Raw genomic sequence first — 20,059 nt, 5'->3', positions numbered from 1 at the left:
TTGGCGTCAGTCGACGTATAAGAGGGAGACAAGTCATGTATTACGCAATCCTTGCCTATCACCAGGAGGGAGTGGTCCAATCCTGGACCGAGGAGGAGGATCAGGCGCTGATGACCGAGCTGCTCGAGGTCAACGACCGTCTGGTTGCGCAGAAATCCCTGGGGCCGGCCGCGCGGCTTGGCCCGACGGAACAGGCCGTGACCTTGCGAGGCAAGGGCGAGGGCATGATCATCGACGGTCCGTTTGCCGAAACCAAGGAGCAACTGCTCGGCCTCTATGTGGTGGATTTTCCGGCGATCGACGGAGCCATTGCGGCGGCACGAGATCTGCGCCGGGCCAATCCGACGGCGGTCTACGAAATCAGGCCGATCCTGCTTTATCTGCCGGGTGCGACGCTGGAGACGCGGGGCGAGGCGTAGCGAGTTCTTCAGCGGGAAAAAGAAGCCGGAATCGCGGGTCTAGGGATACCTCAAGCGATTCCGGCAATTGATGACCGAAGCGAAGGGACGAATGGAGCTTCGATCGAGAGAGACAGTCTGCCTTCCACTGTCACTTCTATCAAAACGATCCTGAACCGACCCGAAACGGGCTGTTCATGTCAGGTTCACGCGCAAAACTGCGCCCCGAACCGGGCTCTTGAAGCCGCGGAAATCAATCCCCATCTGAACTCTGCGGGCGCCAAACGGGTCCGCTGAACGGGACCGCATCGCCAATGAAGGGATGCGCAAACCCAGATGAAAACCGCAACGTCGCTTCCCAAGGAGGACTCCATGCGTCACGTCGATTTTACCCCCCTTTATCGTTCCACCGTCGGTTTCGACCGTCTTTTCAACCTGCTCGACAATCGCGGGCCGGCCGACCAGACCCCGAGCTATCCGCCCTACAATATCGAGCGCACCGGCGAAAACACCTATCGCATCACCATGGCCGTTGCCGGTTTCGACGAAAAGGAACTGAGCCTCGAAGCCCATGCGAACGTGCTGACCGTCAAGGGTGAAAAGAGCGAGGACGAAACCGCTGCCGAACAGAGCGAATACCTCTATCGCGGCATCGCCAAGCGCGCCTTCGAGCGCCGCTTCCAGCTCGCCGATCATGTCGAAGTGCAGTCCGCTTCGCTGAAGAACGGCCTGCTCCATATCGACCTGCTCCGGAATATTCCGGAAGCCATGAAGCCCCGTCGCATCGCGATTGCCGCAGACGCAGTCGCTCCGAAGACGATCGAGGCTCAGGTCACCCCGCAGCAGGTCAACTAACCCGCTGCCGGGCACCCGGCCGATATATTCGAGCAAGCCCAATGCGGCCCTTCCTCTTGGGGGAAGGGCCCGTTTTTCGTTTTTTTTTGGGAGTTATTTGACCTCTTGGCTCTAGGTCTCTATTGTATCGACAATGTATCTACTTGGAGCGACCCATGCGCGTGACCGTCAAGAAATGGGGTAACAGCGCCTCCGTGCGCATTCCCGCCGCCGTCATGGAGGCAGCGCAGCTTCAGATCGACACGGTCGTGGATGTGTCGGAGGAAAACGGGCGGATCATCATCGAGCCGGTGCGGGACGCGGAATTCGATCTCGACCAACTCATTGCGGGGATGACACCCGAAAACCTTCACGAGGAAATCGATTTTGGAGGGCCTGTCGGCAAGGAAGCTCTATGATGGCTGCTTCCTATGTTCCAGAGGCCGGGGATGTCGTCTGGCTGGAATTTTCTCCACAGGCGGGACATGAGCAGGCCGGGCGCCGGCCTGCGGTCGTGTTGAGTCCTCAGAGCTACAATCGCTTCGGCTTGATGCTGTGCTGCCCTATGACCACCAAGCGGAAGGGATATCCTTTCGAAGTGGCGATCGGCGACGACGGAGACAGCACGGTCCTTGCCGACCAGGTGAAGAGCCTCGACTGGAAGGCGCGCAATGCGCAGCGGAAGGGCCGGGTTTCAATCCGGGAGCTTTCCCAGATCAGGGCCAAAGCAGGTGCGCTGATCGGCAAGCCCTGATCAGCGCCACCGGCCCCTCAAGCCGCAGCCGGTGCCACCTCCGCATCCTTCTTTACCTTCAGGCGGTCGGCGTATTTCTGGGCGATGACGGCGCAGGCCATCAGCTGGATCTGGTGGAAGAGCATCAGCGGCAGGACGATGGCGCCGATCGACGAGGACTGGCCGGAGAAGATGGCATTGGCCATCGGCACGCCGCTTGCGAGCGACTTTTTCGAACCGCAGAAGGTGATGGTGATCTCGTCTTCCTTGTTGAAGCCGAGCGCCCGGCTGCCGAACATGGTGATGCAGATGACGACCGCCAGAAGCGCCATGTCGACGAGGATGACGACGCCGATATCGAGGGCCGAAAAGGTGTGCCACAGGCCTTCCATGACAGCTTCCGAGAAAGCGAGATAAACGACCATCAGGATCGAGCCGCGGTCGACGGGGGCGAGCATCTTCTTCTTCGAGCGGATCCAGTTGCCGATCCAGGGCTGCAGGATCTGGCCGACAATGAAGGGGGCGAGAAGCTGCAGCAGGATGCTTTCGAGCGCATCCCAGGAGAAACCGGCGTCACCGGTGGTCGAAAGCAGGATGCCGGCGAGAAGCGGCGTCAGGAACATGCCGAAGATGTTGGAGCCCGAAGCGGCGCAGATCGCCGCCGGCACGTTGCCGCCGGCGATCGAGGTAAATGCGATCGAGGACTGCACGGTCGAAGGGAGCACGCAGAGGAAGAGGATGCCGGCATAAAGCGGTGCCGCCAGGATATCTTCCGGAATAAATCCGATCATCAGCCCGAGAATGGGGAAGATCGCGAATGTCGTTAGCAGGATCGTTAGGTGCAGGCGCCAATGCAGGATGCCCGCCACCACGACATCGCGCGACAGGCGCGCGCCATGCAGGAAGAACAGGAGGCCGATGGCGATATCGGTGGCGACGTTGAACCAGTCGGCATAGACGCCGTGGATCGGCAGGACCGAGGCGAGGATGACGGTGCAGACGAGAAGGACCGTGAAGCGGTCCGGCAGAAAACGGCTCATGGGCGGATTCCTCGTTTTGAGGATTTACCCCTCCCTTATCATGAAGCAGAATTCAAACACTAACAGTTATCACGATATTGGATAGCCATGCTGAACCTTCATCATTTGAACAGCTTCGTCATGCTGCAGCAGACCGGCAGTTTTACCGAGGCGGCGGCCCGGCTGGGGATCGGCCAGTCGACCGTCACCCAGCATATCCAGCGGCTCGAAAAATCGCTCGGGCGCCGATTGGTGTTTCGCGATACCCACCAGGTGAAGCTGACAGCGGAAGGCGAGGCGCTGCTCGGCTATGCGCGCGGCATGCTGGACATGAACGGCAAGGTCGCCTCGCTGTTCGGGGAAAGCCGGTTGCGCGGACGGCTGCGGCTTGGAGTTTCGGAAGACGTGGTGGCGAGCCGGCTGACGTCGATCCTCGAAGATTTCATCCGGCTTTATCCGCTGGTCGACCTGGAACTGACCGTGGCTCTCTCGGCCGTGCTCTACCAGATGCAGGACATTGGCGATCTCGATCTAGTTCTGGCGAAGCGGCATATCGGCGAGACGCATGGGCGGCTGCTTTATCGCGAACCGCTGGTCTGGCTGGCGCGCGATCCGGACCATGTCCTGTCGCGCGGCGATGCGTTGCCGCTGATCGCATTTCCGCCGCCGAGCATTACGCGGCGTGTCGCCCAGGAAGCGCTCGACCGGGAAAAGATGGCCTGGCGGATCGTCTGCACCTGCGGCAGCCTGAGCGGGCTGACGGCCGCGGCGCGGGCCGGCATGGGCGTGCTCGTGCAGCCGCGCAGCATGGCGCCGGCGGGGCTCAAGGAAATCCCCGCGGACCGGCTACCGGTGCTGGAAGACGTGGAATTCGTTCTGGTCCCGCGGCGCGGCGCCGATGCCGCGCTGGTCGATGCGCTGTCGAGCCTGATCGTGGCGCAGATCGCGCCACAGCATCAAGTGTAGGTCGAGGCTTCAGCCGGCTTTGCAAATCGCCAAAAACTGGTCGATGTCCTCTTCGGTGGTGGCGAACGAGGTGACGAGGCGGATCAGGGTTTCGTCGTCCCTGACCGGCTCCGGCATGTTGGTCGGCACCGGCCAGCCGTAGAATTTTGCGCCCCTTGCTTCGGCGGCCTCCGCCGACGCCTTGTTGAGGACGGCGAAAACCTCGTTGGAGGTCGTATCCCAGGCAAGCCGCGTGCTGTTCAGCGAACCGATGCCGGCGCGCAGACGGTCGGCCATGCTGTTGGCGTGGCTTGCCATGTTGAGCCAGAGGCCATCCTGCAGGTAGGCGTCGAACTGGGCCGAGATGAAGCGGGTCTTGGAAAAGAGCTGGGCGGCGCGCTTGCGGATGAAGGCGAAATCCCGGGCGAGGTCCGGATTGAAGAACACGATGGCTTCGGCACACCAGCAGCCGTTCTTGGTGCCGCCGAAGGAGAGGATGTCGATGCCGCGCTTCCAGGTCATTTCGGCGGGGGAGACGTCGAGCGAGACCAGCGCGTTGGCGAAACGGGCGCCGTCCATATGAACGGGCAGGCCGTTCGCCTTTGCTATCGCGGTGATCGCGTCGATCTCGTCGAGCGTGTAAATGGTGCCGGTCTCGGTCGCCTGGGTGACGGTGACGGCAGCAGCGCGGCCGTGATGCAGCGAATCCTGCGGAAAGCCGGCGATGCGGGCGCTGAGCTTCCCCGGATCCATCTTGCCGTCTTCGCCTTCGACGGGGACCATGCGCATGCCGGAAAAGAAGTCGGGCGCGCCGCATTCGTCTTCGATCACATGCGCTTCCGAATGGGAAAAGGTGACGCCGCCGACCCGTGCGATGCTGGCGAGCGAAAGGGAATTGGCAGCCGTGCCGGTGGAGACGAAATAGACCGAGACCTCCCGTTCGAAAATCTCGTTGAAACGGGCTTCGACCGCCTTGTCGAGATCGCTGTTGCCATAGGCGGCGGCAAACCGGGTCGACTCCTTGGAGAGGCGTTCATTGATGGATGGATGGGCACCGGCCCAATTGTCGGAAGCGAAAAACATTCTGAAAAATACCCTGGAAGTTTTGTCTCGAAAGCGTGGGGAGATTAATCTTTTTGAACCGGTAATCAATCGGCGAGGGCGTTCGAGCGGGCAAAACGGTTAGGTCAGCACCCGCCACGCTTTAAAAGACGGCTGATTGTAATTAAATTTCGACATCTACACCATTCGGCGTAATCTTCTGTCGCCAGGTGCGGCAGATTTTTAACAACCGCTCTTGTCGCGGGTTAACTTCTATGGCATAGATTTTAGAAATTAGGACAGAAGTACTGTCCTAATTTTGGGAAAAGAAGCGCCAATGGATGCGTCTTTCCCGCTGACGTTCGCGCCGATCCGCGTTATGCTGCGCTGCAAAGCTGCAACTCACGCCGGAGCGGCGCCATCGCACGAAGCACGGGATGGAGCTTAGGCTTGTCATCCCCAAGAGACAATTGAGAGCCACTTTGCCCGCTGCCGAAGGCGGCCAACAGGAGGAATGACGATGACGAAGACCATCTCCGAGATATCCGGCCCGGCTCATCACGCCGAAGCCCCGGTGTCGGCCGAGACGACAGTTCGCGTTCCATTTGTCGCCGGCGGTTTGCCGATGGCTCAGGGCCTCTATCACCCGCGCAACGAGCACGATGCCTGCGGCGTCGGCTTCATCGCCCATATGAAGGGCAAGAAGTCGCACCAGATCGTCAAGGACGGCCTGTTCATCCTCGAAAACCTGACGCATCGCGGTGCTGTCGGTGCGGACCCGCTGATGGGCGATGGCGCGGGCATTCTGGTGCAGATCCCCGACCGTTTCTTCCGCGAGGAAATGGCGAAGCAGGGCGTCACCCTGCCGAAGGCCGGCGAATATGCCGTCGGTCACATCTTCATGCCGCGCAAGGCGGAGGAGATCGAGCACTACAAGAAGGTGATCGAGGACGTCATTGCGGAAGAGGGGCAGCAGTTCCTCGGTTTCCGCGACGTGCCGGTCGACAACTCGTCGCTTTCCAAGGCGCCGGACATCGCCGCCACCGAGCCGCATCACGTCCAGGTCTTCATCGGTGCGGGCAAGGACGCTGCGACGAACCATGATTTCGAGCGCAAGCTTTTCCTGATCCGCAAGGTGATCTCCAACCGCATCTATGACGCGTTCGGCGGCGTCGACATGGGTTTCTATCCGGTGTCGCTGTCGTCCTCGACGATCGTCTACAAGGGCATGTTCCTCGCCTATCAGGTCGGTGCCTATTACAAGGACCTGGCCGATCCGCGGTTCGAGACGGCGGTAGCATTGGTGCACCAGCGCTTCTCGACCAACACGTTCCCGTCCTGGAAGCTCGCGCATCCTTACCGCATGGTCGCCCATAACGGCGAAATCAACACGTTGCGCGGCAACGTCAACTGGATGGCGGCGCGCCAGGCGTCGGTCTCCTCGCCTCTCTTCGGCGACGACATTTCCAAGCTCTGGCCGATCTCCTACGAAGGCCAGTCGGACACGGCCTGTTTCGACAACGCGCTCGAATTCCTCGTGCGCGGCGGATATTCGCTCGCCCATGCGGTGATGATGCTGATCCCGGAAGCCTGGGCAGGCAACCAGTCGATGTCGAAGGAGCGCAAGGCCTTCTACGAATACCACGCCGCCCTCATGGAGCCGTGGGACGGCCCGGCTGCCGTTGCCTTCACCGACGGTCGCCAGATCGGCGCGACGCTCGACCGCAACGGCCTGCGTCCGGCCCGCTACATGGTCACCGACGACGACCGCATCATCATGGCGTCCGAAGCGGGCGTCCTGCCGGTGCCGGAAGAGCGTATCGTCAAGAAGTGGCGCCTGCAGCCCGGCAAGATGCTGCTGATCGACATGGAAAAGGGCCAGATCGTCTCCGACGAGGAGCTGAAGTCCGAACTTGCGACCAAGCATCCCTACGGCAAGTGGCTGGACAAGACCCAGCTCATCCTCGAAGACCTGAAGCCGGTGGAGCCGCGAGCGCTGCGCCGCGACGTGTCGCTGCTCGACCGTCAGCAGGCCTTCGGCTACACCTCGGAAGACACCAAGATCCTGATGTCGCCGATGGCGACGACGGGCCAGGAAGCCATCGGCTCGATGGGCACCGACACGCCGATCTCGGCGATGTCTGAAAAGTCGAAGCTGCTCTACACCTATTTCAAGCAGAACTTCGCGCAGGTCACCAACCCGCCGATCGATCCGATCCGCGAGGAGCTCGTCATGAGCCTCGTGTCGTTCATCGGTCCGCGCCCGAACATTCTCGATCACGAGGGGGCGGCGAACGCCAAGCGTCTGGAAGTGCGCCAGCCGATCCTGACCAATGGCGATCTCGAGAAGATCCGCTCGATCGGTCACACGGAAGATCGGTTCGACACCAAGACGCTCGATTTCACCTACGACATCGAGCGGGGTGCCGAAGGTATGCCGGAAATGCTCGATCGTCTCTGCGAACGTGCGGAAGCGGCGGTCAAGGGCGGCTACAACATCATCGTGCTTTCCGACCGCCAGATCGGCCCGGACCGGATTGCTATCCCGGCTCTGCTGGCGACCGCTGCCGTGCATCATCACCTGATCCGCAAGGGGCTCAGGACCTCGGTCGGCCTCGTCGTCGAATCCGGCGAGCCGCGCGAGATCCATCACTTCTGCTGTCTCGCCGGTTATGGCGCAGAAGCCATCAACCCCTATCTCGCCTTCGACACGCTGACCGACATGCACATGCGCGGCGAGTTCCCCAAGGAAGTGGATTCCTCGGAAATCGTCTATCGCTATATCAAGGCGGTCGGGAAGGGCATCCTCAAGGTCATGTCCAAGATGGGCATCTCGACCTACCAATCCTATTGCGGCGCGCAGATCTTCGATGCCATCGGCCTGTCTTCGGGTCTGGTCGAGAAGTATTTCTTTGGTACGGCGTCGAACATCGAAGGCGTCGGCCTGGAAGAGATCGCTGAGGAAACGGTTTCCCGGCACCATGCCGCCTTCGGCAAGGACCCGGTCCTCGCCTCCACGCTCGATATCGGCGGCGAATATGCCTACCGGATGCGCGGCGAAAGCCATGCCTGGACGCCGGATGTGGTCGCGACGCTGCAGCACGCGGTGCGCGGCAACAGCCAGGAGCGTTACCGCGAATTCGCCGAGATGGTGAACGAGACGGCGGTGCGGATGAACACCATCCGCGGCCTGTTCAAGATCAAGAAGGCCGGTGAGATCGGCCGCACACCTGTCTCCATCGACGAGGTCGAGCCGGCTGTCGACATCGTCAAGCGCTTCTCGACCGGCGCCATGTCGTTCGGCTCGATTTCCCGCGAGGCACATACGACGCTGGCGATCGCCATGAACCGGATCGGCGGCAAGTCGAATACCGGCGAGGGCGGCGAGGAAAGCGATCGCTACATGCCGCTGCCGGACGGTTCTCAGAACCCGGAACGCTCGGCGATCAAGCAGGTTGCCTCCGGCCGCTTCGGCGTCACGACCGAATACCTGGTCAACGCCGACATGCTGCAGATTAAGGTAGCGCAGGGTGCAAAGCCCGGCGAAGGCGGCCAGCTGCCCGGCCACAAGGTGGATGCGACGGTCGCCAAGACCCGGCATTCGACACCGGGCGTCGGCCTGATCTCGCCGCCGCCGCACCATGACATCTATTCGATCGAAGACCTGGCGCAGCTGATCTACGACCTGAAGAACGTCAACCCGACCTCGGACATTTCCGTCAAGCTCGTCTCGGAAGTGGGCGTCGGCACGGTTGCCGCAGGCGTGGCCAAGGCACGCGCCGACCATATCACGGTGGCCGGCTTCGACGGCGGCACCGGCGCTTCGCCGCTCACCTCGCTGAAGCACGCGGGTTCGCCCTGGGAAATCGGCCTGGCCGAAACCCAGCAGACGCTGGTGCTGAACGGCCTTCGCTCGCGCATCGCGCTGCAGGTCGACGGTGGCCTGAAGACCGGCCGCGACGTCATCATCGGCGCACTGCTCGGTGCCGACGAATTCGGTTTCGCGACGGCTCCGGTCATCGCAGCCGGCTGCATCATGATGCGCAAGTGCCACCTGAACACCTGTCCGGTGGGTGTGGCGACGCAGGATCCGGTTCTGCGCAAGCGCTTCAAGGGCACGCCGGAGCATGTCATCAACTACTTCTTCTTCGTCGCTGAAGAAGTGCGCGAGATCCTGGCATCGCTCGGCTTCACCCGCTTCGACGAGATCATCGGCATGGTCGAGCTTCTGGAAAAGGACGAGATGATCGCCCACTGGAAGTCCAAGGGCCTCGATTTCTCCAAGATCTTCCACAAGGTGGAGGCTCCGAAGGAGGCGACCTACTGGACGCAGCGCCAGAAGCATCCGATCGACGACATTCTCGACCGCAAGCTGATCGAGAAGTCGCAGGCTGCCCTTGAGAACAAGGAGCCGGTGGTCTTCGAAGTGCCGATCAAGAACGTCGATCGTTCCGTCGGTGCCATGCTTTCGGGTGCGCTTGCCAAGCGCTGGCGCCACAAGGGCCTCAAGGACGACACGATCCATGTGACGCTGCGCGGCACGGCCGGACAATCGTTCGGTGCCTTCCTTGCGCACGGCATCACCTTCGATCTGGTCGGCGACGGCAACGACTATGTCGGCAAGGGCCTGTCGGGCGGCCGCATCATCGTGCGCCCGCCGGAAAACTCCAGGATCATCGCGGAGAACTCGATCATCGTCGGCAACACCGTGCTCTACGGCGCGATCACCGGCGAATGCTATTTCCGCGGCGTTGCCGGCGAGCGTTTCGCCGTTCGCAACTCGGGTGCCATCGCGGTGGTTGAGGGCGTGGGTGACCACGGCTGCGAATACATGACCGGCGGCATCGTCGTCGTGCTCGGGGAAACGGGTCGCAACTTCGCGGCGGGCATGTCCGGCGGCGTCGCCTATGTGCTCGACGAGAGCGGCGACTTCGCCAAGCGCTGCAACATGGCGATGGTCGAACTCGAGCCGGTTCCGGAAGAGGACGACATGCTGGAGAAGCTGCACCATCACGGCGGCGACCTCATGCACAAGGGGCGCGTCGACGTTTCCGAGGACATGACGCGCCACGACGAGGAACGCCTCTACCAGCTGATTTCCAACCACCTGCACTACACGGGCTCCAACCGCGCCAAGGAAATCCTCGACCGCTGGAGCGAATACCGCCCGAAATTCCGCAAGGTCATGCCGGTCGAATACCGCCGTGCTCTGGTGGAGATGGAGCGGATGCGGATGGGCGTCGCTGCGGAATAAGTTTCGCGCGGGTTGTTAGGTTTTAACCGGCTGCGGTAGCGGCAGGACGGATTGAGGGTTTAAACATGGGCAAGGTAACGGGTTTTCTGGAGATCGACCGGCAGGTGGGCAAGTATCAGCCGGCCTCCGACCGCATCCGCCATTTCCGCGAATTCACCATCCCGATGTCGGATGCGGAGGTCACCAAGCAGGCGGCGCGCTGCATGGACTGTGGCATTCCCTATTGCCACGGTCCGACCGGCTGTCCGGTTCACAACCAGATCCCGGACTGGAACGACCTCGTCTACAACAACAAGTGGGAGGAGGCGATCCGCAACCTTCATTCCACCAACAACTTTCCGGAATTCACCGGCCGCGTCTGCCCCGCTCCTTGCGAGGAAGCCTGCACGCTGAACCTCGAGGACGCGCCGGTCGCGATCAAGACGGTCGAACAGGCGATCGCCGACAAGGCCTATGAGCTCGGCTTCATCGCGCCGCAGCCCGCGACCGTTCATACCGGCAAGAAGGTGGCGATCATCGGTTCCGGTCCCGCCGGCATGGCGGCTGCTCAGCAGCTCGGCCGCGCCGGCCATGAAGTGCATGTCTACGAGCGCGAGTCCAAGGCCGGCGGCCTGCTGCGCTACGGCATTCCGGACTTCAAGATGGAGAAGAATTTTATCGACCGCCGGGTCGAGCAGATCACTGGCGAAGGCGTGACCTTCCATTACGGCGCCAATATCGGCGTCGATATCCCGGTCGAGAAGCTGATCGCCGAACACGATGCGGTACTTTATTGCGGCGGTTCGGAAACCCCGCGTCCGGCTGGCATTCCGGGCGTCGATCTGCATGGCGTCTATGACGCGATGCCTTACCTCGTGCAGCAGAACCGCCGCCTCGGCCGCGAGAACATCGAGAGCGTCGCCTGGGCGGCCGATCCGATCCTGGCAGGCGCCAAGCATGTGGTCGTCGTCGGCGGTGGCGATACCGCGTCCGACTGCGTCGGCACGGCCTTCCGCCAGGGTGCCGTCAAGGTGACCCAGCTCGACATCCGCCCGCAGCCGCCCGAAAAGGAAGACAAGCTCGCCGTCTGGCCGTTCTGGGCCACCAAGATGCGCACCTCGTCCAGCCAGGCCGAAGGTGCGGTGCGCGAATTCCAGGTGGCGACGCTCGAATTCGTCGGCGAAGACGGCCAGCTCATCGGCGTGCGCTGCTGCGAAGTCGACGAGCGCCGCAAGCCGATCGCCGGCACTGATTTCATCATCAAGGCCGACCTCGCTTTCATCGCCATCGGCTTCTCCGGTCCGCTGACGGACGGGGTTCTGAACGAGCTCGAAGGCAAGCTGACGTTGAATGTCGACCGTCGCGGCTCCACCAACGTGGTTGCCAACGACAAGGACTACAGGACCTCGGTCGACAAGTTCTGGACCGCCGGCGACGTGCGCCGCGGCCAGTCGCTGGTCGTCTGGGCGATCCGCGAAGGCCGCCAGGCGGCACGGGCGATCGACGAGGCGCTGATGGGAAGCTCGGTGCTGCCGCGGTAAGGCGGGGGGCGGGATTCAGCAACGGCGAGCCCCATCTGTCCGGAAGGGCAGGTGGGCGCGATCCTGCTCCGGCGCCAAGGTACAACTACCGCGCCACTTTCACCCGATAATCATCGATCCGACCGGCGGGCGCAGGCGCGAGTTCGCCGCGCCTGACCAGTTTGTCGCGTGGTGTTTCGACGAGGACGGAGGGGAGCGGGGCGGCGCCGAGAAGGTCCTTGCCGCCGTCGAGTTCCGGGTCTGAGAGGCTGATCGGATGGGTCGGGATGGCTTGGCCGGGCGCGGCGGGAAGGGCTGACAGCGCCGGCAGGTTGGAACCGTCGAGCTTGACGACATCGGGGCTTGCCATTTCGCCGAGATGCCGGCGGGCCAGTTTTTCCACGTAGAAGGCGAGCTTCTGTTTGCCGGCCTTGGTGAAGGTGATGCCGTCGGAACCGCGCAGGCGCACCTGCTGGCCGTTGACGTCGGAGCCGGTGATAACGAACTTGCCGTCCTCGTCGACGAAACCCTCCCAGATATCGACGAATTCGCCGCCGGCCTTTTCCGCCTGGTTGCGATAGATGGCGTTGAGCGTCACTGCGTCGGCGGTCGCTACCGGTGACTGGAAGGAAGGCAGGCCGACCCAGAGGAGCGGCAGCTTGCGGGAGGTGACGATGCCGACAAGTTCGGTCACCCGCCGCTCGTATTCCTTGAACCAGGCGTCGCTGCGGAACTTTTCCTTGGTGCTGCCGATCGTCATCTGCTGGCGGTCGTTGGCCCCGAGCATGATCACGACGACGGCGGGTTTCACCTCGTCGAGCATGGCGGGAAGCTCGGCCGCCCAGTCGAAGTGATCCTCGCGGACGAGACCGGAGGAGCCGTCGCTGCGCTCAGTGATCGCAACGCCGGGGGCGGTGGCAAACGCCGTTTCCAGCTCGCTGCCGATGCCGCCGGCCATGAAGTCGCCGACCACCAGGACGTGTTTGGCATTTTCGAGCTTGGCGACCGGTTCCGGCGCCGGCGGCGCGATCGGCTGCACCGGGCGGGGGGCGGCGGCCCGTCCCGTGCTGCGGCGCGGCCGCGGCTTCATTTCGATGATCGAACCGTCGCGGTCGTAACGGCGGCGGCCGTAGGGGGCGGGTCGCTCATAGCGGTCGTCGCGCTCGTAACGCGGGCCGCCGAACAGGTAATCAAAGAGGTTGCGGCGCGGGATGGGCTCCTGGGCGGCAGCCGGCGACAAGCCGGCCGGCAGGGCGAGCAGCACCGCCAGGAGGAGAAGGGCCAGGCGCACCCATCCCCAGTTTCGCACGCCCCAGTCTCGTACGCCCTTGTCTGGTCGAGGCCTGTTCCGCCAGGCACCGTTCTGGACGGTCTCTTTTTGCCCAGATTTATGCAAAGCCTTCATGCCTCCGCCGTCCCGCACACCTTGCGGGGGATTCCCACAAACGATGTGGCGCGATACGCCTTCTTGTCAACGCAAAGCTTCGAGAAGCGACTTCGAGGGCTCGCCGTTCTGCTGCATGCCGAGGCGTTTCTGGATCGCCGAGATCGCAGCCTTCGAGCCGGAGCCGAAATTGCCGTCGACTTCGCCCTCGTAATAACCGAGCTGCTTCATGCGGTTCTGCAGCTCGAACTTCTGCTTGATGTCGAGCGTGCCTTCGGGGCGCGGCCAGCTCTGCTGGACGCCGCCGAAACCGGCGATCTCGTCGGCGAGCAGGCCCACCGCCAGCGCGTAGCTATCGGCGGCGTTGTATTTCTTGACGGTGAAGAAATTGCCGAGCATCAGGAAGGCCGGCCCGGTCTCGCCGGCCATCAGCTTCAGCGTCGCCCGGTCGGTGCCGCGCGGGAAGTTCTTGCCGTTCGCGCGTGCGAAACCGAGCTTCGCCCATTCGCCGAGAGTCTTGGTCTGGCCTTCGTGACGGGCGCCGCCCGCCGGCAGCACCGTTTCATAACCCCAGGTCTTGCCGCTCTGCCAGCCGTTCTTGGCAAGAAGGTTGGCGGAGGTGGCGAGCGCATCCGGGACCGAATGCCAGATGTCACGCTTGCCGTTGCCGTCGGCATCGATCGCGTAGAGCAGGTAACTGGTCGGGATGAACTGGGTATGGCCCATGGCGCCGGCCCAGGAGCCGGTCAACTGCTTGGGCGTGATATCGCCCGACTGCAGGATCTTCAGCGCGGCGATGAGCTGGTTGCGGGCGAACTTGGCGCGCTTGGGATCACCCCAGGCAAGCGTCGCCAGCGCCTGCGGCACGTGGTGCAGGCGGTCGGGGTTTTCGAGCGCCGCTCCATAGTTGGATTCCATCGACCAGATGGCAAGCAGGATGTTCCTGTCGACGCCGAAATGGCGCTCCAGGGAGGCGAGCGTCGAGCCGTGCTTGGCCGCCATCTCGCGACCGATCTTGACGGTATAGGGGTTTACGCGGCTGTCGAGATAGTCCCAGATCCTGGACTTGAATTCCGGCTGAAAATTCGCCTTCTCAAGCACGTCCCGGTCGGGTTCGCTGACGCCGGCGAAAGCTCTCTCATAGGTCGAGCGGGTGATCCCGCTCTTGGCGGCGGTGTCGTAGAATTTTACGATCCACGTCTTGAAACCGGCGTCTGCCCGGGCATCTATCGGCATGGCCGCCGCGGCGAGCCCGGCGATCAGGGAGAAGGCAAACCCACGAAGGAGGTTGGTGCGAAGCGTCTTCATCGGCAGTCGGGTCCAGTCTTCTTTTTACCAAGCCTTGCGGCAAGAGTGGCATGCGGCTTAACGATGTAATAACAGAATTGGGTCAACAAATTCTTTACCATAGAAACCGGACCCACGGCAGTCTTTGCGAAACGGTAGCAATTCGTCATTAGATGCCGAGATTTGAATATTTGCACAATGACGTGCTTTCAGGAGGCATGAGTGGCACAACAACAAAAGATCCGTAAGGCAGTGTTTCCGGTAGCAGGTCTGGGCACGCGCTTCCTGCCCGCGACCAAGGCGGTGCCGAAGGAAATGCTGACCGTGGTCGACAAGCCGGTCATCCAGTACGTCGTGGATGAGGCGGCCGAAGCCGGGATCGAACATTTCGTCTTCGTGACCGGACGCGGCAAGGGGGTCATCGAGGACTATTTCGACATCCAGTACGAACTGGAACAGATGCTGCGCGAGCGCAACAAGAATGCCGAGCTGACGCTGCTCGCCGGCCTTCTGCCGGTTGCCGGCACCGCCAGCTTCACGCGCCAGCAGGTGCCGCTCGGCCTCGGGCACGCGGTCTGGTGCGCCCGCGACATCGTCGGCAACGAACCTTTTGCGGTCCTGCTTCCCGACATGATCATGGCCGGTGGCAAGGGCTGCCTCAAGGGCATGGTGGATCTTTATGCCGAAAGTGGCGGCAACGTCGTCGCCGTGCAGGAATGCGATCCGGACCAGGCCCATAAATACGGCATCGTCGGCATCGGCGCGCCGGTCGGTGAAGGTTTCAAGATCACCCAGATGATCGAAAAGCCCGCCAAGGGCACCGCGCCGTCCAACCTCTACATCAACGGCCGCTATATCCTGCAGCCGGAGATCTTCAAGATCCTGGAAACCCAGGAGCGCGGCGCCGGCAACGAGATCCAGCTCACCGACGGCATGCTGACACTCGCCAAGGCCCAGGAATTCGCAGCCTATCCGTTCAAGGGCGACACGTTCGACTGCGGCGCCAAGGATGGCTTCATCCTGGCCAACCTCGCCTTCGCCCTGCAGCGCGCCGATATCCGCCCGGCGATCGAGGGGCCGATGAAGGCGCTGCTCGCCTCGCTGAAATAAATCTCTCCGCCCGGCGATTGCCGGCCCGGACGTCACGCAAACCCCTCATGGTCCTGCTATGAGGGGTTTTGTTTTTCATGGTGTCGGGTGACATGGCTGTCTCTGAGAATCTCGACTTTCTGGAATTCCACGATCTTCCGGCGGACGCCATAGCGGCGATCCTCGATCGTGCCGGCGCGCTTGGGCAAGCATGGCGGGAGCGGCGGATGCCGAAAAGCCTCGAGGGCAGGCGGGTCGCCCTGATCGTCGACGATGGCGGCTGGCGCAACACGACGGCTTTCGATCTCGGAATCCAGGCGATGGGCGGCATTTGCACCCAGGTGCCGGTCACTCTTGGCGGGCGCGAGGCGATCGCCGATCTGGCGGGTTATCTCGACAACTGGTTCGACATGATCGTCGTCCGCACGCCGGAACTGGCCTCGCTCCGGGAACTTGCCGAAAATGCCCGGGCGCCGGTCATCAACGCCCGGACGCGATCGAACCACCCTTGCGAGACGCTCGGAGACCTCGCCTATGTCGGAGCCAAAAAGGGCCGCATCGAGGATTTGAAGATCGTTGGTGTCGCGCCCGACGCCAATATTCTCCGGTCATGGGTTGAGGCGTCGATCTCGCTGCCGATCGAAGTGGTGCAGGTCTATCCGGACGGTTGGCACGTGAGCGACCCGGGACTGCTCAACGACAATTTCCGGCGGAGCACGGATACGCGGGAGATTGAGGATGCGGATGTCATCTTCACGGATAGCTGGCCGGGCGGGATCGCTGAAAGCACGTTTGCGGATTACCGCATCTCGGCGGCAGTTCTCAATCGCTGCCGTCCCGACGTGATCTTCATTCCCTGTCCGCCGGTGGCGCGGGGCGAGGAGGTCAGCGCGGATGCGATGACGCACCCCGCCTGCCAGAGCACGGCGGCAAAAGCCTTCCTGCTGCACGCGCAGAATGCGCTGATGGAATGGATTGGTGCCCGAACGAAAGCTTAGCGCTTCAAGGTGAGGCCGACGCCGGCGCGGACGATCTTGTCGTTGGTGCCGCCCCCGCCCGCCTGTTCGTATTCGACGTCACCGGTCAGATCGAGGTAGCGGTTGATCGCCCAGGTCAGGCCGGCGCCGCCGATCCAGACCGTTTCGTCGCTCGGGCCGCCGCTCGGGAAATCGCGCAGTGTCGAACTGCCGGACAGCCGGGCGATGAGGTTGTCGCGCATCTCATGGGTCAATGCTGCCGTCGCCTGGTATTCCACCCAGCCGCTCTGGCCGGGCGTGGTCGAATCCTGCACCGTGGTGCGCAGGCCGAGATCGACATTGGTGCCACGCTGCGGCGACCAGGTGGCGCTGCCGTTGAAGGTGACTGCGCCGACCGATTTCAGGCGGTCATCCTCGTAATCGACGATCTCGTAACCGGTGCCGATTTCGCCGCGCAGTTTTTCGCCCAGATCGAATTCTATGCCGGTGCGCGCTGCATAACTCTGCGACGAACGGGCATAACCGGAATTGTCGCGCCTGAGATCGTAGAAGGTGTGACCGGTCGCCACTTCTACGTAGGGGACCAGCGCCGGCGACAGTTCGTAGCCGAGCCTAAGGCGGCCGTCGATGCCGGTCCGGTTGCGGTCCCTCGTGCTGACGATCGTGCCGTCGGAGAGTTTCGCATCCGTATAGGCCGCGCGGGAAAGATCGAGTGCGGCGGTACCGCGGACCTTGCCGAAGTCGCGCTGGACGGAGGCGCCGCCGGTGAATTCATGGACGCCCGGCTGGGTCGATGCGCCGCCCACCGCATTCGGATCGTAGTCGTCCTCGCGGGAGAACCGATAACCGCCGGTGATGTGGGCAACCATATCGTTGGAGAGATCGAGCCGCAGGTCCGCATTGACGTTCGCTTCCGGCTGCTCGCCCTGGCTGCTGCTGCCGAGGTTGCGTTCCAGCGTGCCTTCACCCGTGACCGTCAACGAATGGCGCGACCAGTCGGAGGTCAACGTGCCGCGGATCGCCGTCGACAGGTAATCGCGGCGGATCTTGGTGCCGTTCGAGCGGCGGGTCTCGGTGTCGATGCTCTGGTTGATCGAGGGGCGGAGCAGGAAACTGCCCATCCGGATGCCGGTCGGATCGCCCGGCTCGCGGGGCTGTTCCTGGGTTTCGACAGGCTCCGCGCCACGGTCGAGCGGCTCTTCGCGCGGCTGGTTCAGGTCGTCCTCGTAGGGAGGCTCCTGATTGGCTGCCTGATTGCGGCCGGGCGTGGTGCCGGTCGCGAGATTGGGATCGCTCGCATTCTGGTCGTCGGCGGCGTTGGCACCAGTGGCAGCGTTCGTCGTCGGCTGGGCTGCGGTGCTGCCTCTCAACGCTGTATTGGAGGCCGTGTTCGAAGTCGGCGACGTCGCGTTCGCGACCGAGGGAAGAGAGCCGTTCTGCGGCGGAAATACGTTGCGGGTCTGGGCGGCTGCGGGCGAAACAAGCGCCGAGCAGGCCAGCAGAAGGCCGAGTGCCGTCCGGCGCCTCTGGCGCGTCCCGCCTGTCGTTGTGGTGATCTTCATAGGCCTGCCCGGGCAATCGCAAATGCTTACCCAAACGTGGTGTCTGGTGCTGCTATATAAATACTAGGAGAAAGTCCCTAAGTATTTGTTTTGTATGGTGACATCACGCCTGAGTCCGTGATAATTATGTGCTAACTTCGTTAGCTTATAGTTAATAGTCGGTGAATTTCGATAGGGTGGATAGGAAAGTCGTCCACCTTTGATCCACGCATAGAAATCGAGTCCCGAATCCGCGATGCTGCTCGTCTGCCTACGACCGTCGGTCGTATCGTCAAGCCTTCGGCCGAGTTGCAGAAGTCGGGCAACTTCGAGGTCGTCATGACACTGATCGATTGGTTTTTCGGTTGAAGTGGAATTCGCACTGGCTGCGATCTGAGGTTGCCGAGTTTCAGGCGAGGATCTAAAACGAGAAACTAGGGGAGATCGACAGATTACCCCGGTTGTGATTTCTTTGGATGACGCCTCATGAACGTGACGGAGCCTGATACTAAGACATGCAAGCAGTGCTGCCTGCCCATTCCGCTGGAGGCGAAAATCTCCACTCATTGCCAATCCCACCAGGATTGGCGCGGCTTCTTCTCTATCTCCAATACCGTACTCGCCTTGCTCACCGCGCTGGTGTCTGTCCTGAGCATTGCCATCCCTAACCTCTATGGCCTCATGCATAGACCGAAATCCGACATGGCGGCGCCGATGATCTCAATGGAGGGAACAACGGTGCGCGTACTCGTCAATAATCGGGGTGATGCGGCCGGGGTGTTTGTGCGTGCCGATGTCCGCAGCGAATACCTCGCCGGAGCAACGAAGGTGCGACTTCGTGACGATCAACGCGCAGTTATCGGCCCTGGCACAAATCTGTTGATGTTCGACATCATCCCTCTGCTTACGCAGGACGAGTCTTACCGCAACTCCGTGGAGATGATCGAGTTGGTACTGCAGGATAAGGGCGCTCCCCCAACCGATATCATTTTCCAGTTCGGTGATTCCGATGGGATCCCGATGATCACGCGGCTGTCTTTAGATGCAAACAAATTGTTCGAGCTCATGCGGGCCAATTCCGATCGGTGTTCGGCGGTAAAGGTCGCGGATTTCTACAATGGTTGTATCGGTCCCGGTGCGGCGCTAGACAGCGCTTCTTACTTGGAAACGTTGAAGGACGGGTCGATCGAGCAAGAGAGTAAGAGTGATCAAACGCATCCCCAAGCGGAAACGGCTTCTCCTCTGCCTTAATGGCTCAACTCTCCACCGATAAACATTCGCAATGTTGGAGGACGCCGCGTTGGATTTTCTAGGCTTCGTAGCCGCTGTTCTCACTGTTGTAGCCGCGCTTTTCGGGCTGATACCGCCTATACTTTCGAAAAGCCAAGGGGGAGCCAAGTCAGATGAATCGGTCTCCGGTTTTGTCAAGGCACTGACTATAATCTTCATGATCTGCGGCGTGATGGGGATATATTTTCTCTTCATGTTCGGAATGACAGCCCTGCCGCGATACATGATATCCAATAGGCTCCCGAAAGAGGCTGTGGTGATAAAAAATTTCAGCGACACAGATTGGAATCTAGTCCTCAGCGCGGAGATGCTCGCATACTCGTCGGAACGAGACGTGGCCCTGATAGAAATCATCGACCATGCGCTTTCCCGCGCCAACTATCCTTTGGCACTCCTCGCTGCGTCGAAGATTTCATATAGAAATCCGAGAGACGAACAAATTGCGCGTATTCGAAGGGCAATGATGGTTGGATCAGAGCCGAGTAAGACAGAGCGGTAGCCCTGGAGGCGATTGTACGGATTTATGAATATCGATCCATTTGCTGGATCTACTAGCGAACCCAAATCGCCTTCAACTCCATCGCATCCCCTCGGCCAACTTCGCGTTTACTGGTGCCGTAAAAAAGCATGCTGTGTGCGCGCTGTGTATATAAACCACAACGGACTAAAGCCATGTGGTTAACGTTTGGTTGCGACGCCGTGGGCGGCGGTTAACTTAGCGGCGCCGCACCAAGCCGATAGACTTGATGGGTGAAAAGAGTTAAGGCT

The 20,059-nt window shown here is 61.7% G+C and carries 16 protein-coding genes; 11 read left to right on the top strand and 5 right to left on the bottom strand.

Annotated features, from left to right (window positions below):
• Positions 1-35 precede the first annotated feature (35 nt).
• The 4 genes from C5J22_RS09675 (at position 36) to mazF (ending at position 1,986) form a co-directional block, all read left to right on the top strand.
• Entirely contained in the window at positions 36-419 is a 384-nt protein-coding gene (locus C5J22_RS09675) for a YciI family protein (protein WP_105438035.1), read from the top strand.
• Positions 420-770: 351 nt separating this feature from the next.
• Positions 771-1,253: an Hsp20 family protein gene (locus C5J22_RS09670; protein WP_037077212.1), complete on the top strand. Its 483-nt coding sequence runs from the start codon at positions 771-773 to the stop codon at positions 1,251-1,253.
• Positions 1,254-1,408: 155 nt separating this feature from the next.
• Positions 1,409-1,651 (top strand): AbrB/MazE/SpoVT family DNA-binding domain-containing protein, encoded by a 243-nt coding sequence (locus C5J22_RS09665; protein WP_105438034.1) that lies wholly within the window; start codon positions 1,409-1,411, stop codon positions 1,649-1,651.
• Complete coding sequence (gene mazF, locus C5J22_RS09660; protein ID WP_105438033.1) at positions 1,651-1,986, top strand: endoribonuclease MazF; 336 nt, start codon at positions 1,651-1,653, stop codon at positions 1,984-1,986. The genes C5J22_RS09665 and mazF overlap by 1 nt, the downstream gene beginning before the upstream one ends.
• Positions 1,987-2,003: 17 nt before the next feature.
• Here the strand turns inward: mazF and C5J22_RS09655 are convergent, their stop codons facing one another.
• A complete protein-coding gene (locus C5J22_RS09655) occupies positions 2,004-3,005 on the bottom strand; it encodes a bile acid:sodium symporter family protein (protein WP_105438032.1) in 1,002 nt (333 codons plus the stop codon).
• Positions 3,006-3,092: 87 nt separating this feature from the next.
• On the opposite strand from C5J22_RS09655, the gene C5J22_RS09650 reads away from it, so the two are divergent.
• Complete coding sequence (locus C5J22_RS09650; RefSeq protein ID WP_105421882.1) at positions 3,093-3,950, top strand: LysR family transcriptional regulator; 858 nt, start codon at positions 3,093-3,095, stop codon at positions 3,948-3,950.
• A gap of 9 nt (positions 3,951-3,959) precedes the next feature.
• Here the strand turns inward: C5J22_RS09650 and C5J22_RS09645 are convergent, their stop codons facing one another.
• Positions 3,960-5,012 carry a low specificity L-threonine aldolase gene (locus C5J22_RS09645; RefSeq protein WP_105438031.1) on the bottom strand — a complete coding sequence of 351 codons (1,053 nt, stop codon included), beginning with the start codon at positions 5,010-5,012 and terminating at the stop codon, positions 3,960-3,962.
• Between the two features lie 478 nt (positions 5,013-5,490).
• On the opposite strand from C5J22_RS09645, the gene gltB reads away from it, so the two are divergent.
• Positions 5,491-10,224 carry a glutamate synthase large subunit gene (gene gltB, locus C5J22_RS09640; protein WP_371412579.1) on the top strand — a complete coding sequence of 1,578 codons (4,734 nt, stop codon included), beginning with the start codon at positions 5,491-5,493 and terminating at the stop codon, positions 10,222-10,224.
• A gap of 65 nt (positions 10,225-10,289) precedes the next feature.
• The gene (locus C5J22_RS09635) at positions 10,290-11,744 is read left to right on the top strand and encodes a glutamate synthase subunit beta (RefSeq protein ID WP_105427821.1); all 1,455 of its coding nucleotides are present in this window, start codon (positions 10,290-10,292) and stop codon (positions 11,742-11,744) included.
• A gap of 85 nt (positions 11,745-11,829) precedes the next feature.
• Here C5J22_RS09635 and C5J22_RS09630 read toward each other — a convergent pair whose 3' ends face one another.
• Together C5J22_RS09630 and C5J22_RS09625 are read right to left on the bottom strand one after the other, a co-directional pair.
• Positions 11,830-13,032, bottom strand: a complete 1,203-nt coding sequence (locus tag C5J22_RS09630) for a DUF459 domain-containing protein (protein ID WP_245440332.1) — start codon at positions 13,030-13,032, stop codon at positions 11,830-11,832.
• Positions 13,033-13,194: 162 nt separating this feature from the next.
• Positions 13,195-14,415: a lytic murein transglycosylase gene (locus tag C5J22_RS09625; protein WP_105438028.1), complete on the bottom strand. Its 1,221-nt coding sequence runs from the start codon at positions 14,413-14,415 to the stop codon at positions 13,195-13,197.
• Positions 14,416-14,616: 201 nt separating this feature from the next.
• Here C5J22_RS09625 and galU point away from each other — a divergent pair, with 201 nt between their 5' ends.
• Positions 14,617-15,504, top strand: a complete 888-nt coding sequence (gene galU / locus C5J22_RS09620; RefSeq protein ID WP_105400180.1) for a UTP--glucose-1-phosphate uridylyltransferase GalU — start codon at positions 14,617-14,619, stop codon at positions 15,502-15,504.
• Between the two features lie 92 nt (positions 15,505-15,596).
• Positions 15,597-16,481 carry an ornithine carbamoyltransferase gene (locus C5J22_RS09615; protein WP_105438140.1) on the top strand — a complete coding sequence of 295 codons (885 nt, stop codon included), beginning with the start codon at positions 15,597-15,599 and terminating at the stop codon, positions 16,479-16,481.
• Here C5J22_RS09615 and C5J22_RS09610 read toward each other — a convergent pair.
• A complete protein-coding gene (locus tag C5J22_RS09610) occupies positions 16,478-18,022 on the bottom strand; it encodes an outer membrane beta-barrel protein (RefSeq protein WP_105438027.1) in 1,545 nt (514 codons plus the stop codon). The genes C5J22_RS09615 and C5J22_RS09610 overlap by 4 nt on opposite strands.
• Before the next feature lie 465 nt (positions 18,023-18,487).
• On the opposite strand from C5J22_RS09610, the gene C5J22_RS09605 reads away from it, so the two are divergent.
• Entirely contained in the window at positions 18,488-19,252 is a 765-nt protein-coding gene (locus C5J22_RS09605) for a hypothetical protein (RefSeq protein WP_205837170.1), read from the top strand.
• A gap of 49 nt (positions 19,253-19,301) precedes the next feature.
• Positions 19,302-19,790, top strand: a complete 489-nt coding sequence (locus tag C5J22_RS09600; protein WP_172746578.1) for a hypothetical protein — start codon at positions 19,302-19,304, stop codon at positions 19,788-19,790.
• Positions 19,791-20,059: the final 269 nt, after the last annotated feature.

This window comes from Neorhizobium sp. T25_13, from assembly GCF_002968675.1.
Taxonomy (GTDB): Bacteria; Pseudomonadota; Alphaproteobacteria; order Rhizobiales; family Rhizobiaceae; genus Neorhizobium; species Neorhizobium tomejilense.
Note: the sequence above shows the minus strand (reverse complement) of the source record. Positions and strands in the feature narration are given on the sequence as shown.

Excerpts from the sequence above, each read along its gene's own strand:
- C5J22_RS09650 (WP_105421882.1), top strand. The coding sequence starts at position 3,093 with ATGCTGAACCTTCATCATTTGAACAGCTTCGTCATGCTGCAGCAGACC.
- C5J22_RS09655 (WP_105438032.1), bottom strand. The coding sequence starts at position 3,005 with ATGAGCCGTTTTCTGCCGGACCGCTTCACGGTCCTTCTCGTCTGCACC.
- C5J22_RS09645 (WP_105438031.1), bottom strand. The coding sequence starts at position 5,012 with ATGTTTTTCGCTTCCGACAATTGGGCCGGTGCCCATCCATCCATCAAT.
- C5J22_RS09665 (WP_105438034.1), top strand. The coding sequence starts at position 1,409 with ATGCGCGTGACCGTCAAGAAATGGGGTAACAGCGCCTCCGTGCGCATT.
- C5J22_RS09610 (WP_105438027.1), bottom strand. The coding sequence starts at position 18,022 with ATGAAGATCACCACAACGACAGGCGGGACGCGCCAGAGGCGCCGGACG.
- C5J22_RS09615 (WP_105438140.1), top strand. The coding sequence starts at position 15,597 with ATGGCTGTCTCTGAGAATCTCGACTTTCTGGAATTCCACGATCTTCCG.
- C5J22_RS09625 (WP_105438028.1), bottom strand. The coding sequence starts at position 14,415 with ATGAAGACGCTTCGCACCAACCTCCTTCGTGGGTTTGCCTTCTCCCTG.
- C5J22_RS09635 (WP_105427821.1), top strand. The coding sequence starts at position 10,290 with ATGGGCAAGGTAACGGGTTTTCTGGAGATCGACCGGCAGGTGGGCAAG.
- mazF (WP_105438033.1), top strand. The coding sequence starts at position 1,651 with ATGGCTGCTTCCTATGTTCCAGAGGCCGGGGATGTCGTCTGGCTGGAA.
- C5J22_RS09670 (WP_037077212.1), top strand. The coding sequence starts at position 771 with ATGCGTCACGTCGATTTTACCCCCCTTTATCGTTCCACCGTCGGTTTC.
- C5J22_RS09675 (WP_105438035.1), top strand. The coding sequence starts at position 36 with ATGTATTACGCAATCCTTGCCTATCACCAGGAGGGAGTGGTCCAATCC.
- C5J22_RS09605 (WP_205837170.1), top strand. The coding sequence starts at position 18,488 with ATGAACGTGACGGAGCCTGATACTAAGACATGCAAGCAGTGCTGCCTG.
- gltB (WP_371412579.1), top strand. The coding sequence starts at position 5,491 with ATGACGAAGACCATCTCCGAGATATCCGGCCCGGCTCATCACGCCGAA.